The 16629-nt window shown below is 41.8% G+C and carries 13 protein-coding genes and 1 tRNA gene; 6 read left to right on the top strand and 8 right to left on the bottom strand.

The genetic code is table 11. The annotated features are described in order from the left end of the window. Nucleotides 1-63: 63 nt before the first annotated feature. The gene (locus ABDD94_RS03315; protein ID WP_345954677.1) at nucleotides 64-585 is read right to left on the bottom strand and encodes an NAD(P)H-dependent oxidoreductase; all 522 of its coding nucleotides are present in this window, start codon (nucleotides 583-585) and stop codon (nucleotides 64-66) included. 158 nt (nucleotides 586-743) lie between these two features. Between ABDD94_RS03315 and ABDD94_RS03310 the strand changes: the two genes are divergently transcribed. The 5 genes from ABDD94_RS03310 to lepB are packed head-to-tail and all read left to right on the top strand — an operon-like array spanning nucleotide 744 to nucleotide 5097. Continuing rightward, entirely contained in the window at nucleotides 744-1547 is an 804-nt protein-coding gene (locus tag ABDD94_RS03310; RefSeq protein ID WP_345949136.1) for an AAA family ATPase, read from the top strand. A gap of 8 nt (nucleotides 1548-1555) precedes the next feature. Next, nucleotides 1556-2476, top strand: coding sequence for a ParB/RepB/Spo0J family partition protein (locus ABDD94_RS03305; RefSeq protein WP_345954676.1), 921 nt, complete (start codon nucleotides 1556-1558; stop codon nucleotides 2474-2476). A 2-nt stretch (nucleotides 2477-2478) separates the two neighbouring features. After that, nucleotides 2479-3171 (top strand): DUF5683 domain-containing protein, encoded by a 693-nt coding sequence (locus ABDD94_RS03300; RefSeq protein ID WP_345954675.1) that lies wholly within the window; start codon nucleotides 2479-2481, stop codon nucleotides 3169-3171. 32 nt (nucleotides 3172-3203) lie between these two features. Then, entirely contained in the window at nucleotides 3204-3956 is a 753-nt protein-coding gene (dapB, locus tag ABDD94_RS03295; RefSeq protein WP_345954674.1) for a 4-hydroxy-tetrahydrodipicolinate reductase, read from the top strand. A 31-nt stretch (nucleotides 3957-3987) separates the two neighbouring features. Then, nucleotides 3988-5097: a signal peptidase I gene (lepB, locus tag ABDD94_RS03290; RefSeq protein WP_345949140.1), complete on the top strand. Its 1110-nt coding sequence runs from the start codon at nucleotides 3988-3990 to the stop codon at nucleotides 5095-5097. Nucleotides 5098-5207: 110 nt separating this feature from the next. Here the strand turns inward: lepB and ABDD94_RS03285 are convergent, their stop codons facing one another. The 3 genes from ABDD94_RS03285 to ABDD94_RS03275 all read right to left on the bottom strand — a co-directional run bounded on the left by ABDD94_RS03285 (nucleotide 5208) and on the right by ABDD94_RS03275 (nucleotide 8465). Further along, complete coding sequence (locus ABDD94_RS03285) at nucleotides 5208-6413, bottom strand: bifunctional 3,4-dihydroxy-2-butanone-4-phosphate synthase/GTP cyclohydrolase II (protein ID WP_345954673.1); 1206 nt, start codon at nucleotides 6411-6413, stop codon at nucleotides 5208-5210. Between the two features lie 118 nt (nucleotides 6414-6531). Then, nucleotides 6532-7965, bottom strand: a complete 1434-nt coding sequence (locus ABDD94_RS03280; protein ID WP_345954672.1) for an LptF/LptG family permease — start codon at nucleotides 7963-7965, stop codon at nucleotides 6532-6534. Between the two features lie 119 nt (nucleotides 7966-8084). Further along, nucleotides 8085-8465, bottom strand: a complete 381-nt coding sequence (locus tag ABDD94_RS03275) for an START-like domain-containing protein (protein ID WP_345949143.1) — start codon at nucleotides 8463-8465, stop codon at nucleotides 8085-8087. Nucleotides 8466-8603: 138 nt separating this feature from the next. Here ABDD94_RS03275 and ABDD94_RS03270 point away from each other — a divergent pair. Continuing rightward, a tRNA-Met gene (locus ABDD94_RS03270) sits at nucleotides 8604-8677 on the top strand. Here ABDD94_RS03270 and ABDD94_RS03265 read toward each other — a convergent pair. The 4 genes from ABDD94_RS03265 to ABDD94_RS03250 all read right to left on the bottom strand — a co-directional run bounded on the left by ABDD94_RS03265 (nucleotide 8637) and on the right by ABDD94_RS03250 (nucleotide 16606). Continuing rightward, on the bottom strand, nucleotides 8637-10193 hold the full coding sequence (locus ABDD94_RS03265; RefSeq protein ID WP_345955976.1) for a recombinase family protein: 1557 nt from the start codon (nucleotides 10191-10193) through the stop codon (nucleotides 8637-8639). The two genes, ABDD94_RS03270 and ABDD94_RS03265, sit on opposite strands and share 41 nt — an antisense overlap. A 914-nt stretch (nucleotides 10194-11107) precedes the next feature. Next, nucleotides 11108-12844 (bottom strand): hypothetical protein, encoded by a 1737-nt coding sequence (locus ABDD94_RS03260; protein WP_345954671.1) that lies wholly within the window; start codon nucleotides 12842-12844, stop codon nucleotides 11108-11110. Nucleotides 12845-12915: 71 nt separating this feature from the next. Continuing rightward, on the bottom strand, nucleotides 12916-13893 hold the full coding sequence (locus ABDD94_RS03255; protein ID WP_345954670.1) for a hypothetical protein: 978 nt from the start codon (nucleotides 13891-13893) through the stop codon (nucleotides 12916-12918). After that, nucleotides 13880-16606, bottom strand: a complete 2727-nt coding sequence (locus ABDD94_RS03250; RefSeq protein WP_345954669.1) for an AAA family ATPase — start codon at nucleotides 16604-16606, stop codon at nucleotides 13880-13882. The genes ABDD94_RS03255 and ABDD94_RS03250 overlap by 14 nt, the downstream gene beginning before the upstream one ends. Nucleotides 16607-16629 lie beyond the last annotated feature (23 nt).

The following is a 16629-nucleotide window of genomic DNA, read 5'->3' as shown; positions in this document are numbered from 1 at the left end:
GCAATACTCTGCAAGAGGCTCTTACCTGATGAAACACCCTGAAACAGTTGAAATTATAGTTGCTTAAAACCTTACAAATTTATCAATCTGCTCATTGACAAAGCCTACCGTTTTTTCCTCAAATAAATTGCCTTCTGCATTTATCTCTTTGCGTACCGCCGGTATATGCAAGCGCAGCGGTAAAACGTGTAAATGCAGGTAGCTGCAAATTCCGGCAAAATGCTCAATACCGCGTATGTTGCCGTAAGTACCCGACGACAAGCCAACCAGTGCAGCCTTTTTCTCATAAAAGCTATCCGGAAAAGTGCAAGCATCGATAAAAGCCTTTAATATGCCCGGAAAACTACCGTTGTACTCCGGTATCACGAACAGGAATTTTTCGGTATTAGTTATTAATTGCTGTATGGGCTCAAAGGCAGCGCTGCGGCTGCCAAACATGTCGGTCTGTATAAAATTCGGCGGCAACTCATCGAGCGATAGCAGCTTTACTTCTAATCCTTTATTTAGGAGCTGGCGCTGATAATATTTAGCTAATTTTAGAGTTGAACTACCAGGGCGATTGGTAGCGGCAATGATAGTTATCATTTAAAAGTGTTTATAAGTTACAGGAACATGCCGGGCTGTAGAATTGTTTAAATTCGTATCTTTACCTCCCGGTTAATGCCAGGCGAAAGTATAAAATTTTAGCTTCACCTGTCCTTAGCGTGCCAGGGTAAAGTGTTGTTATATATCGAGGGAAAAAAATGAGTAAAATTATCGCGTTAGCTAATCAGAAAGGGGGAGTTGGTAAAACAACATCTTCAATCAATCTGGCTGCAAGTTTAGCTGTGTTAGAATACAAAACATTGTTGGTTGATGCTGACCCGCAGGCAAACTCTACCTCGGGTATTGGATTTGACCCGCGTACCATAAAAAATAGCATTTACGAGTGTATTATTAACCAGATTGACCCGGCAGAGGCTATACAAAAAACCGAAACGCCTAATTTGGATCTGCTGCCTGCTCATATTGACCTTGTTGGTGCCGAGATTGAGATGATTAACCTTACCGACCGTGAATACAAGATGCGGGCAATACTTGATAAGGTGCGCGATAAGTATGATTTTATCATTATAGACTGTTCGCCATCATTAGGTTTAATTACCATTAACGCCCTTACCGCCGCCGATTCGGTAATTATACCGGTACAGTGCGAGTATTTTGCGTTAGAAGGTTTAGGCAAATTGCTTAACACCATAAAAATTGTACAAAACCGCTTAAACCCTCAATTGGATATAGAAGGTATATTGTTAACTATGTACGATGTACGCCTTCGTTTATCAAATCAGGTGGTTGAAGAAGTACGCACACATTTTGAAGACCTGGTGTTTGATACCATTATACAGCGCAACACGCGTTTAAGCGAGGCGCCAAGCTTTGGCGTATCAGTTATTATGCACGATGCTACCTGTAAAGGAGCCGTTAACTATTTAAACCTGGCCCGTGAAATCATCCGTAAAAATGGGTTAACGAAAACCTCGGGTAAGGCTACACCTGCCGCAGTTTAATTGAAGTAATGAGCGTAGACAAGAAGAAAGCATTAGGTAAGGGGTTGAGCGCCCTGCTGGACGACTCAACCAGCATCAACTCGCAAAAAAGCTACACAGCGCCTGAAACCGGTGGCGTAGGCCAGAACAACAACGGATTAGGCTCTGTTAATGAAATACGTATAGCCGAAATTGAAATAAATCCTTTTCAGCCCCGTACTGATTTTGATGAGCAGGCTTTAATAGAGCTGGCCGAATCCATTAAGGTACAAGGCTTAATACAACCCATTACTGTACGCCGGGTAAATTCGCATTCCTATCAGCTTATATCGGGCGAGCGCCGTTTACGTGCATCAAAACGTGCAGGCTTAAATACCATACCTGCCTATATACGCACCGCTAACGACCAGCAAATGCTGGAGATGGCTTTGATAGAAAACATTCAGCGTGAAAACCTGAATGCCATGGAGGTTGCGCTCAGCTTTCAGCGTATGCTGGATGAATGCGGCCTTAAACAGGAAGAACTAGGCGAGCGCGTTAGTAAAAACCGCAGCACAGTTACCAATTACCTGCGTTTATTAAAATTACCGCCCAGCATACAGGCATCCATTCGCGATGGAGATATTAGCATGGGACACGCCCGCGCCTTAATTACAATAACAGACCCGATAAAGCAAGTACACCTGCACCAGCAAATCTTGCAGCATGGCCTTTCGGTTCGTAAGGTTGAGGAAATGGTGCGCGATCTGCAGCAAGGTAACGCCCAAAAGAAAGAGGCACGTAAACCTGAGCCGGTATCCTTTCAGATACAAAAGATTCAGGATGACCTGGCTTCTAAATTTAGCACAAAGGTGAAACTAAAAGTGAGCAACAAAGGCGCAGGCAGTATTGAAATTCCCTTTTTATCACAAGACGATTTGACCCGTATTTTAGAAATGCTGGACTGGTAGCCATGAAACAAGTACTTATCATTACACTTTTAACATTTTTTGCATTCGCAGCCAAGGCTCAAAAACCTGATACTGTGAAAACTAAAAGCGTTAATGATAGTTTGACCCGCGTACGAGATTCAGTAGCCTCCAAGCCAGTTCTGCCTAAGATATTAGCTAAAAAGAATAAAAAAAAATACAACCCGGATAGTACCCACAGTCCGGGTTTGGCATTTCGCCGCTCGGGTTTTGTACCTGGATGGGGACAAATTTACAATCACCGCTGGTGGAAAGTACCCCTTATTTACGCTGGTTTAGGATCGTTAGGATTGGCACTCGAATTTAACAACAGGTATTATAAGCAATACCTTAAAGTTTACCAAATGCGCCGCAATGGCGACCGTCCGGACGCTGAAACGTCCAAAACCATAACCGATCTTTACGTTAATACACAGAACGCAAATCTTACGCAATTAGAAGGCGCTGTAAACGGTTATCAGCGTAATTTTCAATTGAGTATTTTGGGTGTTATGGGTGCATGGGGCATACAAATGATAGATGCCTATATTGACGCCAAGTTTATCCACTCGTATACCATGGACCGCGACCTGAGCTTTAAGGTAACGCCGGGCATTATGCCAACGGGGCCTATTTATGCAGCGGGAGCCATGCCTTCGGTAATGCCGGTTATAAAGCTTACCTTTACCATGAAATAACCTCAATTTATAAGTCAATACTATTAATTTTCATGAAGATAGGATTATTCGGTTATGGCAAAATGGGCAAGATCATTGAAAAAATTGCCACTGATCGCCAGCACGAAATTGTACTGAAAATAGACCAAGACAACCTGCACGAGGCCACCCCCGAGAACCTGCAAAAGGCCGACGTGATGATTGAGTTTACTACACCGGCATCGGCCATCAGCAATATTGAACGTTGCTTTGAGGCAGGCGTTCCCATTGTGGTTGGTACTACCGGCTGGTATGAACAACTGGACAAAGTAAAACAAAAATGCCTTACGAGTAACAATACCTTATTATATGGCTCTAACTATAGCGTTGGTGTGAATATCTTCTTTCATGTTAACCGTATTTTGGCCAAAATCATGAATAATTATCCCTATTACGAGGTACAGGTAGAGGAGATTCATCATACCCAAAAGCTGGATTCGCCAAGCGGTACGGCCATCACTATTGCCGAAGGCATTTTGGACGGTCTGGAAGCTAAAAATGAGTGGAAAAACGTTTTGGTAAGCGATACCGGCGAAACAGCAGATGACAATCTGAACAACAACCAACTGCTTATAGAATCGCACCGGATTGAAAGCGTACCAGGTACACATACCGTACTTTATGACTCTGAAGTTGACAGCATTGAATTTAAGCATACCGCACATAACCGCAATGGTTTTGCGCTGGGTGCTGTGTTAGCTGCCGAATGGGTTAAAGATAAAAAAGGATTTTACCAGGTAACAGATATGTTTACCTTTAACGCCTAACCCCTGCTGGTGAGGTTTAATTATATTAAATATGAATTGGAAATTCTGGGATAAAAATAACAACCAGACAAAAAAGAAAAAGAGCGCAACCCGCGAATGGTTTGACGCTATATTATTCGCTGTTATTGCTGCAACGTTAATACGTACCTTATTTATTGAGGCTTACACCATCCCGACCGAATCAATGGAGCGTTCGTTGCTGGTAGGCGACTTTTTATTTGTAAGCAAGGTAAATTATGGCGCACGTACACCCATGACGCCTATCGCTTTTCCGTTTGCGCACCATACCATGCCTATTATAGGTACCAAAGCATATTGGGATGGCGTAAAGCTGCCTTACTACCGTTTGCCTGGCCTGAGCGAAATTAAAAAGGGTGATGTAGTGGTTTTCAATTACCCCATGGAAGCCGATTCACCGTATTACCGCCCGGTTGATAAGCGCGAGAATTACATTAAACGCTGCCAGGCCACACCAGGTGATACCCTATCTATTGCCGACGCACAGGTATTTGTAAACGGCAAGGCTAATCCATCGCCGCCCGAAAGTCAAATCAACTACGAAGTAGAAACGAACGGCACAGAAGTAAACCCCAAACTGGTTGATGAATTACATATAACACCGTCTACTTCTCCTTACAACAATTTCCCAACCATGACGGCCGGCTCCGCAGCTGCGCTTAAACGGCTTGAGAATGTAACCAAGGTAAAGGCACATGTTACGCCTAAAGACTCGATTGACGAAAGCGGCACCGTTTTTCCAAACGACCCTCACTACGGTAAATGGAACCAGGACAATTATGGCCCTATTATAGTACCCAAAAAGGGCTGGACAGTGAAATTAGATAGCCTTACCCTGCCTTTTTACAAACGGGCTATAACTGTTTACGAAGGCAATAAGCTGGAGGTAAAAGGCACCGATATTTACATCAACGGCCAAAAAGCCAACACCTATACCTTTAAAATGAACTACTACTGGATGATGGGCGATAACCGCCATAATTCATACGATTCGCGCTTTTGGGGCTTTGTGCCCGAAGACCACATTGTGGGTAAGGCCCTATTTGTATGGATGAGTTGGGACAGCAACGCCAGCTTCCTTAACAAAATACGCTGGAGCCGAATATTTATGGGCATCCATTAAGCACCAACAAAAAAGCCTTAGCAAATTGCTAAGGCTTTTTTGTTGGTGTATATTAATGCAATGCGTACTTTACAAACCCCTCATCTCTCAGGAAGGTTAGAAAAAGCGTCTTAATGATCTTTCAAAATAGCATGCTCCATCTTGTCGCGCTTAGTTCTCAGGTAGGCCTCATTGTGCGGGTTGGGCACAATTTCAATAGGCACTGTTTCTACCACCTCTATACCATAGCCTGTTAAACCGGCACGCTTTGTAGGGTTGTTGCTCATTAGGCGCATTTTGGAAATACCTAAATCTCGTATAATCTGCGCCCCTACTCCGTAATCGCGCTGATCCATTTTAAAGCCTAACTGAATATTGGCTTCAACAGTATCCAATCCGCTTTCCTGCAGCTGGTAGGCCTTTAATTTGTTAATTAAACCAATACCGCGGCCTTCCTGGTTCATATAAACAATTACGCCTTTGCCTTCCTCACTTACCCGCTCCATTGCTTTGTGCAATTGCGGGCCACAATCGCACCGGCACGAGCCAAAAATATCGCCTGTAACACATGAACTATGTACACGTACCAGCACGGGCTCATCGGGTTCCCAGTTACCTTTTATAAGGGCCAGGTGATGCTCACCTGTATTTCGCTGCGTATAGGCAATCATCTCAAAGTCGCCCCACTGTGTTGGCATTTTAACGGCAACCTCGCGGTCAATCAAAGTTTCGCTGCCCAGGCGGTAAGCAATCAGGTCTTTAATTGAAATAATTTTGAGATCAAACTCCTTAGCCAGCTCTAAGAGCTCGGGCAATCGGGCCATTTCGCCATCCTCTTTCATTATTTCACATATAACGCCGGCAGGCTCCAAACCAGCCATTACAGGCAGATCTATGGCCGCTTCTGTATGGCCCGAACGGCGTAATACACCGCCATCTTTAGCTATCAAAGGAAAGACATGCCCCGGGCGACCCAGATCAGCAGGCTTGGTAGCCGGGTCAATTAAAGCCAGCGTTGTTTTAGAGCGGTCTGACGCCGAAATACCTGTTGTACACCCATGCCCCAACAGATCGACCGAAACGGTAAAGCTGGTTTCTAATGTAGCCGTATTTTGATTAACCATCGGTGCCAGCTCCAACTCCAAAGCCCGTTGGCGGGTAATAGGAGCGCAAATAAGCCCGCGACCAAAGCGGGCCATAAAGTTGATGGCTTCAGGTGTAGCATAACGGGCGGCAACTAAAAAGTCACCTTCGTTTTCGCGGTCTTCATCATCAACAACAATAATGATTTTTCCGGCTTTTATAGCTTCAACAGCTTCGGGTATGGTGTTTAACATGTGTGTAAAGGCATCAAGCAAATAAACCGCGCCAATGGGCACTTAATGGTATTATATGCAGTAAGTATATAGCAAAGTTAAGGTATAGCGCAAGTAAACTCGTCTGTAGTTTGTAAAATCAGCCTTGAACGGCTTTGTTGCTTTTTCGGCCCTTAAATAACTTGTTAAAGTATCGTTTATAAGCCTCCGCATCAAACAGAACAGAATCATTGGCGGCTTTGTATGACAAGAAGAGACCAATAGGCGTTAGAATAAAAATAGCCATCCACATACCCGTAAAAGGGGTAATATTGCCCTCCTTGGCCGATTTTTCGCCAATCGTAGCAATAATGTAGTAAATTAAAAAGAAAACTACCGACACTACTACAGGCAGCCCCAAACCACCTTTACGAATGATAGCGCCCAGCGGCGCACCGATTAAAAACAATGCCAGGCAAGCGGCCGAAAGGGTGAACTTCTTTTGATACTCGATAGAGTAACGCCTGATGCCCTTAGATTCTTCTTTATACCTGTCGGCTATACTGCGCAGTGTTTCGCGCACCGATTGAGCCTCGCTTAATGCACTAGCCAATTGCCTGTCGGGCGTGGTGCTTTTAATAGGTGCACTTGCAGCAACCGGCGTAACATTGGTGCCGGCAGGCATTTTTTGGGGAACGGAAAAGTATTTTAAGTACGGTGATATTAAGCTATAGTTAGCGCTACTAGCCTTGTTAACGGCTTTGATGGTCGAATCCTGAAACTTGGTAAGTTGTTTCAAATTCATCATTTGTATGGTGGACCGCCACTCATTGGCATCGGTACGTTTAAGCTTAAAACCGCCCAGGTCAAACTTTTGCTCGGTAGTAGCAAAGCGCATGCGCCTGAATTGCTGCCGAGTGTTAAAGCTCGATTTTCCCGGTTCTTCCTCATAACGTATCCCTTCCTTTAGTTTAAGCACCAGATACATATCATCCGGCGTACGATACATTACGGCCTCTTTTGCAAAAATTACGGCCATATCTGTCATGCCCTCTTTCTTCTCGTAAATCATTACACCGTGCAGGGTTTGCCCATCGGGATCTTTCTTTTTTACGCGAATAGAATAGCCAGGAAAGCTGTCATTAAAAACGCCTTCAGAAATTAGAAATGATGTTTTTTGCTGACGCACATCGTACAGTAAGGAGTAGTATTTAAAGTTAGCGATGGGCAGCATGTAGTCAGAAAAAACAAAGGCGCTGATGCTGAGCAGCGTCACCACAATCATCATGGGGTACATAGCACGACCCAGTGATATACCAGCCGATTTAATAGCCACCAGCTCATAATTTTCGCCCAGGCTACCGTAGGTCATGATAGACGATAACAGTACAGAAAGTGGCAGGGCCATGGCTACGTTGGTCATGGAGGCGTACATCATCAGTTCGAGAATGATATACCACTGAAACCCTTTACCTATTAAGTCATCGATGTATTTAAACAAAAACAGCATCAACAACACAAACATCACAATGAAAAAGGTAACAATAAAGGGCCTGATGAAGGACTTTAAAATTAAGAGGTGTATCTTTTTCACGGTGTAAAGTTAAGCATTTATACCTGTTACTTAGCTACAGTACGGGCAAAGGCGTACCTGTAAACGCTAAAGCGGCGTTCATTATTATAGGTATAAGGTGCTTAATAAAGAGGCTGGTTTTAGGCGCCTATTACGCCAATAAGATAATCTATCTGGTTATTCCAGATAAGTTTGCGCTCGGCAATAGTATCTTCGGTGGCAAAATCGGTTATGCTGAGGGCCACATCATTGGTAAGTTCATCCTGTACAATTTCCATTTCAAAATAGCACTGCGGATCATCGTCCAGCCAGCGGAAACGTACAAACTTATTTTCTTTTATGCCTAGTAACTTGGCTTTCTGCTCCTCATCATCCCAAGTAAAGGTGTAAATCTGGTTGCTGAAACTTACTTTATCGGCAAACCATTGTGTAAGTCCGTTGGCTTCGCTTAAAAAATTAAATAAAATGCGCGGGGATGATTTGATCTCATACTCCAGGTGAAACTTTTTCTTGTCGGACATATATCAGGTTTACAGGCGGTTTGAAGGCTGAACTTCAAATTTTAACATTTTTTCTAAAGAAAAGTAATTTATCCTATATTTGCAAACCTTTTTAGGAAGTCCTTTTAGGCCTGACCGGAAAGTGGATACAACTTATACGGCGGGGTAGCTCAGATGGTTAGAGCGTAGGATTCATAACCCTAAGGTCGGCAGTTCGATCCTGCTCCCCGCTACTGAAGCAGGAAGATGAGAAAACACCTCATTTTCCTGCTTTTTTTTCGCTTGTAAATCCTTGGTATTTAGGTAGATGAGCTCTATCACTTCGTTAAGCCGAGCAGTTCGATAAGTGCTTCCGTCAAAATTTAATTTTCCAGGGAAAACCGAATTAACCAACCGCCTTTTTCCCATCGAATCAAAGTCGTTCCAATAAAGAATCAGCTTTTGCAGGTTGCCAATGGCTTTTTTCAACAGTGAATCTATCTTTTGGGCACCATTAGCCAGTTCCATGAGTCTTGCTTCGAGCTTTTCTATTTCTGCTTCGCATTCAGCCTTGTATTTACGGTACTCCGTTACATCCGTTTCCTCGTTGTAATATTTCTTTTTAGCGTTACCAAGACGCACATTGATGGCACTGATTTGTTCTAGGACATGTTTTCGTGCTCCATTGCCATTTCTGTATTGGGCATTATATAGTACCAAAAGCTCATTTTCAAAGATCTCAGCTCTACCCGGTTTTATTTCTAACTTTCTCAGGACCTGCTCAAATTTATCATTAGCATCTTCTGCGCGGTATCTTGTTTTGCAACGAGATTGACAATGGTAATAAGTATAATAGGTGCTATACCCTTTTGATGAACTACCAGTAAGCATCCTGCCACATTCAGGACAAATTATCAAGCCCCTTAACGGCAACTTATCAACCGAAACCATTTTGGGACCGCAAGTGCCCTTTGTTCTTCCATTGAGCACGTCCTGTACCCTATAAAACAGGTCTTCTGAAATTATACCCTCGTGTTGACCTTGCGCAAAATAACGCTCTTCATCCTTATAGGGAGCAACCTCTATGCGACCGCAGTAAACCGGATTGCGAATGATATTCCAAAAATGTGCGCTGCCACATTTTAGTCCCTTCTTGTTAGCTTGCTTTCTGACATGGTCAGCAGCATATTGCCCTTCGGCTAACTGTTCAAATACCCACCGCATAATGCCAGCTTCGGGTTCTTTAATATCGATATATTTTTTCCCAGATTCTGTGATCTTATTTACAAAGCCTAAAGGGGCCACACCCATAAAACGGCCTTCCTTTCTGGCACGTCGCATACCAACAAACGTATTCAACGCCCTTCTGTCATTTTCAACCTCCGGAGCGGCAAGATAAAAGGCAAGCATCATCTTATTTTCTGGAATACTCAGATCCAACGGTTGTTCGATTGCCTGCGCTTCTGTGCCTAATTTGGCTAAGGTATTGATCATACCATACGCATCGCCGGTATTCCTACTGAACCGATCCCATTTAGTAAAGAGGATAAGGTTGACTCTTCCTTTTTTCTTTTTCAACTCAGTTAAAAGTTGTTTCCAAGCCGGTCGGATGAAGTTTTTGGCAGAATGGTCTTCCATTACAACTTCCAGGATTTGAATGTTATTAATTGTACAGTATCGTCTTAAAGTTTCCTCTTGCCAGCGTTGTGAATATCCTTTATCTGCTTGTTCATCTGTACTAACCCTGATGTATAAATAAGCCGCTTTCATCTTTCAAAATATTGCTCTAATGCTAATTTAGCTAAGTTCTTTAGGAATTCCAAGATTGACTTTGCTTCTTGTATAGTCAACAATTCACCATTCCTTCTAAGAATTTCGACAACTTCCTCAGGTGTTAGTGATTTTCTATTCTTTAACATTATCCCTCCGCTTTGTCAGCAAAGCTTTCTAAAACGTTAGGCAAACATTACAAGTCAATAACTTTTCCGAAATAATTTAAGCAATTAAATAAGTACCAGAAGCTTATAGTATATAAATTTCAATGGAAGTTGGTTTTATAGCTGGTTTTGGCCACTATATTTAGCGTTTTAGCATGCATTTCATGGGGTCTAACGCATGATAAATTAACACATCGAAGTTAGAGTTCAATGATGCATTTACAATCTTTTTACTAGGCATATCAATAAAAGAGCAACAGAACTCTCTGCGTTTGATTAAGCAATTGATAATGTTCAGTTATGCTTTATTGGCAGTACTTATTAAGGGATGAAACTAAGTAAATTCTATTTTTTACATTAAGGTACCCGTCTTGAGGCATAATTCGCTCCGTCTTCGCACTCAAACTTAACTTCTGCGCTTTTCAGAACTCTACTGTAGACTTGACTCAGACCTTTTGTTGCCGTAGAGTTTACTTAAATCCGTTAGTCGATTTATTAGCTTGGCTTTTTATATAAATTACAAATCTTGATCATTTAACGCCCGCTTAACAAAAGTAAAAGCTCCACGAATTTTCAATTTTTATACGAATATGCACCAATTATCTTGGCTAATATTAGCCCTATATATAATCTGTTGTAAGTTCGCTGCCATAATTGACAGGTTTGTGAGCGCGTTTTAATAGTCTTGCAAATAGGTAACGAAAAAACGTTGCCAATCCTGTCATGGCGGATTGTAGGATTAATAATCTAAATTGCGGCCTTCGCCAGTAATTTAGCCATTAATGCTTCCGAGTGCCAAGTTCCGCTAAACCGTCCCTGCATGTAATTATAAGCTACGACACTGAATGGTAGCGTTGAATTGCCGTAAATCTGTTCGGCTTGTTCTGCGGTATGTTTTGCCGGATCCGGCTTGCTCGTCATATTAAGCGCAAAATGATCCAGTAACTCCTTCAGGTTTACTCGGCCATCTGCGAGGCTTGGAGCTACCTGAATTAATGTGTCAATATTCACAAGCGTAAGCGGTTTTACTCTGTCTGTATTCAATCCATCATCTTTTAGCTTTGTCAGCTCCTTTTGCATAAGATCATTTAATATCTTGTTCAAGCCGGGCGTATCGAACATCGGATCATGCAACACGATCAGCGGATAAATATTGGTGTCCGTGTCTGAAAACCCTTCGTCAAAGTTATTGGTGCCATCCAGCAATTTTCTGATATTGGTAACCAATTGTCCTATACCGACTGGCCTTGTACCTTCGAGCAGCAATTTCTTTTTAAGCTCTTTCAACAGAGCTTCGAGGTCATACGATTCTTTTATCGCTGCTCCAATAAGGATATCCTTATTTTCCAGAAGACAAAGATCGTTACCAAAGCGGATGTAGCCATCTGGCGGCCCGACAACTCCTTTGTCCTGTAATTCATGATCAAAGAAAACCGCGTCAGCACCTGGAAAAGCATATCGAATAAGTTCGGCAAAGCAATATCCTTCTGAAAAATTAGTCGTAAACCATTGCCTGAAGTTTCCGGACAGCGGCGGGGCTTCATCATTCAGTTTTTTCAGCAGGAAAAATTGCCCTTTATAAATCTTGTCCGCTACGAAAATCGGATGGATGGCACGAAAAGTAGTTTCATCAAGCTGAATAAGAGGCTTTTCTCTCAATTTGATATAATCCTTGTCGTCGATCTCTGCATAATCGCTCAATGCAAATTTGGTCAGGAATTGCAGGTTATCGTCATACCTGTCATTTTTTTCAAGAACGATATCTACGGCACCTGCTTTTTGTTGTTCTACCCATGGCAAAACGATAGGAAATACAGCAAGAATATACTCCTGCCATTTAGTGAACCCATAGTATTTGCAAAACCTTTCGATCAGCTGTTTTCCTATCTCGTTCGTCTCAAGAAACAGGAACAGTAGTAAGAATTTGATGATCTGATTTATCGTATAAACTTTAAGATCGAAGTTCGTGATATCTTGGGTTGCAAAACCATAGTTCAGCATCAGTGCAGAAAGATGCAGCTCTTCGTCGAACATTTCTTTAAGCTTTTCCGAATCCTTGGTATGGTTGCAATCTTCATTCTGGTTGAGTACTAATAACGCCATCATCAGGTCGATTTCGGCCTGTGCATCCGATTTTAGCGGTTGATCCTTCGCCTCATTCAGTTCCAGGCCGGCTTGCAATACTTTCAGTAACGAAATATTGTAAACGATCGACAGCTGGCTACCAGTTTTCGCCTCGTAAGCTTTGATACGTGCAAGCATATCATCGCCGAACAAACGGTTGCCGTCACTGAACCATTCATCAATAATTGCATTATTTTCCGGCGGCTCCTTATAAAAGATGTTTTTACCAATCAACATGGTGGCGAACTTTATTAATGTCTCCTTGCTGATGCCTTTCAATAGTTCTTTATAATCGAGATTGCCGTATTCTGGATATAGTATCCGCAATTCCGCCATCTGCCTTAATGCCAGGTTACTCATGTTTTTGGGAATTTAAAAATTGGTTATACAAACTTATTACTGCTTTTTATTTTGCCAGTAATAAACATGGATCATTTTTTCGGCAGTTTAGGTATCAAACCTATGTCCCGGGCAATTTCCTGGACGAACTTAGCGGTGGGCCGCATCATCATTTCTTCCGGTTTATCATAATTCCCGATGATCAGGCGATTGATCATCGAGGTATCTGAAAAGACACTTTTGAAATTCTTTGCTAGCACGTCTTTATACTCGTCATTATAGATTTTCGTTTTTACGACAAGTTCTTCCGCGATATCGAGCTGCATGTTGTAAACTTCTTTGATCAGAAACATCGGAAGGTAGGTTTCGCAGAGCGCTTCCTGGCCAGGTAGTGGTGTTACCGTAACCTTCAGTTCAGCGGGATCGTTATGTTGCCAATATTTAGCTATACTTATATCCTCAATGCCGAATGACAAAATATCCAGATTGTCCGTTTCTGTATATAATTCAAAATCTGACGGTTTATCACTCTTGGAAGAGTTACAGTTGCCGCAAATCGGGTAAAGGTTGTAAAACGATGTGGCCAGAAATGGATATTGTGATTTTGGGTATTTATGATCTAATTCAAAAAGGGCTTTGATACTGCCATCTGCCAGTTTATTAAAAACGATGGTTGATTGCGAATGACAGTAGCAGCAAGTTTTGACATTGTGTTTTCTGATGAATTCCGGATATTCCTTAGCCCTGATCGCGTCATAACGCATTGCGGCGGTCACTGCTTCGTGAAATGGAGTTGAGATTACCGTGCCCGCGAGAATATCATCGAATTCCCCGATAAGAGTCTTCATTTCTTTCTCATTTGCAGCAAGAATCCGTTTATATTCAGATTCAATATGTGTTATATAATCAACTACAATTTGCGCTGGCATGTGATACTTTTCCTGCAGATCATCTTCTGTCCTGAGCCCCTCTAAATTAGCCAGCGGCAATTTCCGGAGATTTTTAAAAAGTTGTTTATTGAAGGCTTTGACCTTATCGTCGAAGGTCTTATCAGTCTTAATCCTCCTCATTTTCGATTGCGTGAATTTGATTATACAATGCCATTATTCTCTCTTCCCGGCTCTTGCGGGTTTCAAACTTTTTTCGGTATATATCTAAGAGACGGGATTTAAGTAATTTTTCGCCGATGGCATTTATGACCGTCGCCGAATTATTTACATTCCAGTCGCCCGTATACTTTTGATCGATAAGATAATTGATCAGGTCATTAACTTTATCCTTTGCATATTCACCCATGAACCCGTCTTTCAGAAAAAAACTTTCCGCCAGCATCGTGTGGATATTAGAAGCAAAGGTTTTGATACCCGGCTCGGTATCTCCGAGAAAAATGATATTATCAGCAGGAATGTCAGATAGAATAAATGGTGAGTGTGTTACGAATATTACATTGATTGAACTGATAATATCATACTCAATCCGATTAACGTAATTAAGAAAGTAGTTAATAAAATTTCTTTGCATTTCCGGATGAAAGTATAATTCAACTTCTTCAAAAATGACATTTACGCAGGGATAGCGCACCAGGTCATCCTGGTCGGCATTTGAATCTATGTTAACCAGATGGTAGACAACTGAGCTAACGGAATAAATTCGCTGTTTTTCCCCGGAACTGAGGTCTTTGAGATTCACATTGCCGGTCAGCCAAATGCTCGTTTTTAAAAATGCCGGCGGAGCAAAATGAATTGTTTTGATTGCGTTGTCTTTCGCGTTTAATACTTTTTTTTCTATCGTGTTAGCCAGTTCATCAATATCATATTCAACTTCTTTGTCAAGGTCAGTCTGATTTTTAATCAGTTGCATGTGATCATCATTCATAAAATGGATTACCTGATAAAACTTGTGGGTTACGTGGCTTTTTTGTTTTTTAAGTTCGAAAACCAGACTGTCTAAAAGTTCAACATTAAAGGTGTTCGCTTCCGCATCGAAGAAAATATTAAAATCACGATAAGTCAGACAGATACTGATGATCTTTTTTAGGAGATACATCCATGCAGCCTCTATATAGTCTTCCGCATTTATCAGCGGGGCGTCCGGCAAATCAGGCTTTATATTAAATTCTTTTTTTATCAGCGACAGTATCGTTTTCCAATAACCGGCTGCTTGATTAAACTTGATAAAGTTTTTTTCGGGATATTCATACAGGTTGCTCAGTTTTGCTTTATCGAGCTTCAGTTTAAGTTTTTCTGCCGATTTATTTGCGGTAAGTTTTCTGATCGTATCCGCATTACGCTTCTTTTTGGTAACAGGAAGCAGAAGATTGGCAACTAACCTGGTAATCACGAGATCGTTCTCTTTATTGATATTAACATTTCCCTTATCCCGGAACGGACTGATGTTTATGGGAACCTGATACTGATCGTTTTTGTGAAAAAGTTTCTTGACCCAATCGCCGACCTGATTGCTGTTCAGAGCGTATAAAGCGTAATTAGTGACGATGCTGTAAAAAAACTGATCAAAATCAAACTCCAGCAAAGTATCATCCTTGATAATAGAAAACTTATTTCCTGATCGCTCATAACGCTTCAGGAAATAGCCATCTCCCTGTATGGATAGCTTGTATAATGTATCAGTGATAAAGAAGATATCAACGTATAATTTTTCTACCCTTATTAGATCGTTTTTGATCGACGAGTAGACGGTAGTAAAATTGTTAATCGCCAGCAGAATAAGCTCTATTAGTGTACTTTTTCCTGACCCGTTTTCGCCGACCACAGCTGAAATATGAACCTGTAGTTTTCCATCCTGATAAAGCGGAACGTCTTTAAAAGGATCATAAAGTATCTCGCTGTCATTGTTCTCATGGTATTTCAGATAGCTTTTACGAAAGGAAAATGCCTTGTAAAACGAATAGATCTCGCCGCGTTTGGTTAACACCCGACGCCAATCCTCATCTGTATCCTTATAGGGTCTTATCGCCAACAACCGGCATCCCTGTATTTGATCACCGCCGTCCCATATTGACGGCACAGGAGTTGATTCTATTTCAATTGGAGTAGCCGGTGGCAAATCTTGGGATTCTGTAACTTCAGGAGCAAGTGTTTCGCTTTTTTCCTCTGACTTCAGTAGTGAACTGATTAACGCACGTTCAGCTATACCGGGATAATCCTTAATATTATTATTATTCAGAATCTCCATGTAATCTGCGTAGCTTTTAGGACGGCCTTTAACAAGTCCCATTCCCTTGAGATACCTGATGGTATGCTGATCTGTAGGAAGAAAAAACTGTGCATCGATCCAAAAGAAGAATACAGTCAATGAGGTAATACTTATACCATACCAGCCTTTTAAGGCACCAAATAGCCCAGGTGTCAAGGCTTGTTGTTTCTCTTTGATGATCTGAAACAATAACTCCCATATCTGGTCCTGTACATCCATTGGCCTGCGCGCCGAAACCTTAATATTAAACATTGTGGGACAACCGGCAAAGTCTATTTCAGAAGGGATTTCGATATCTAGCAATTTGCCGAATGATTGCAGCATTCTCGTCCTCAGAGCAATCTTCGAGTGTGGGTCACTGATATTGGCAAAAATCTGGATTGGATCCATGCCGGTTTCATTTAGATCTTCGGCAAGTCGTGGCAACCACGAATTGACTGACATGAAATTTTTATCAGAAAGGCATAATGAGAAAAAATCCGCAGATGGTTTTTCCCGATTACGATCATAGAATTTTGATAAGGCAACAGCTAAATTGTGATAAACGATATGCCATTTTACAGCCATAATGAATCTGTTCAGGTTTAGAA

The organism is Mucilaginibacter sp. PAMB04168, from assembly GCF_039634365.2.
In the GTDB taxonomy this organism is placed as follows: Bacteria; Bacteroidota; Bacteroidia; order Sphingobacteriales; family Sphingobacteriaceae; genus Mucilaginibacter.
The sequence above is the reverse complement of the archived record's forward strand: the minus strand, read 5'-3'. Positions and strand labels throughout refer to the sequence as shown.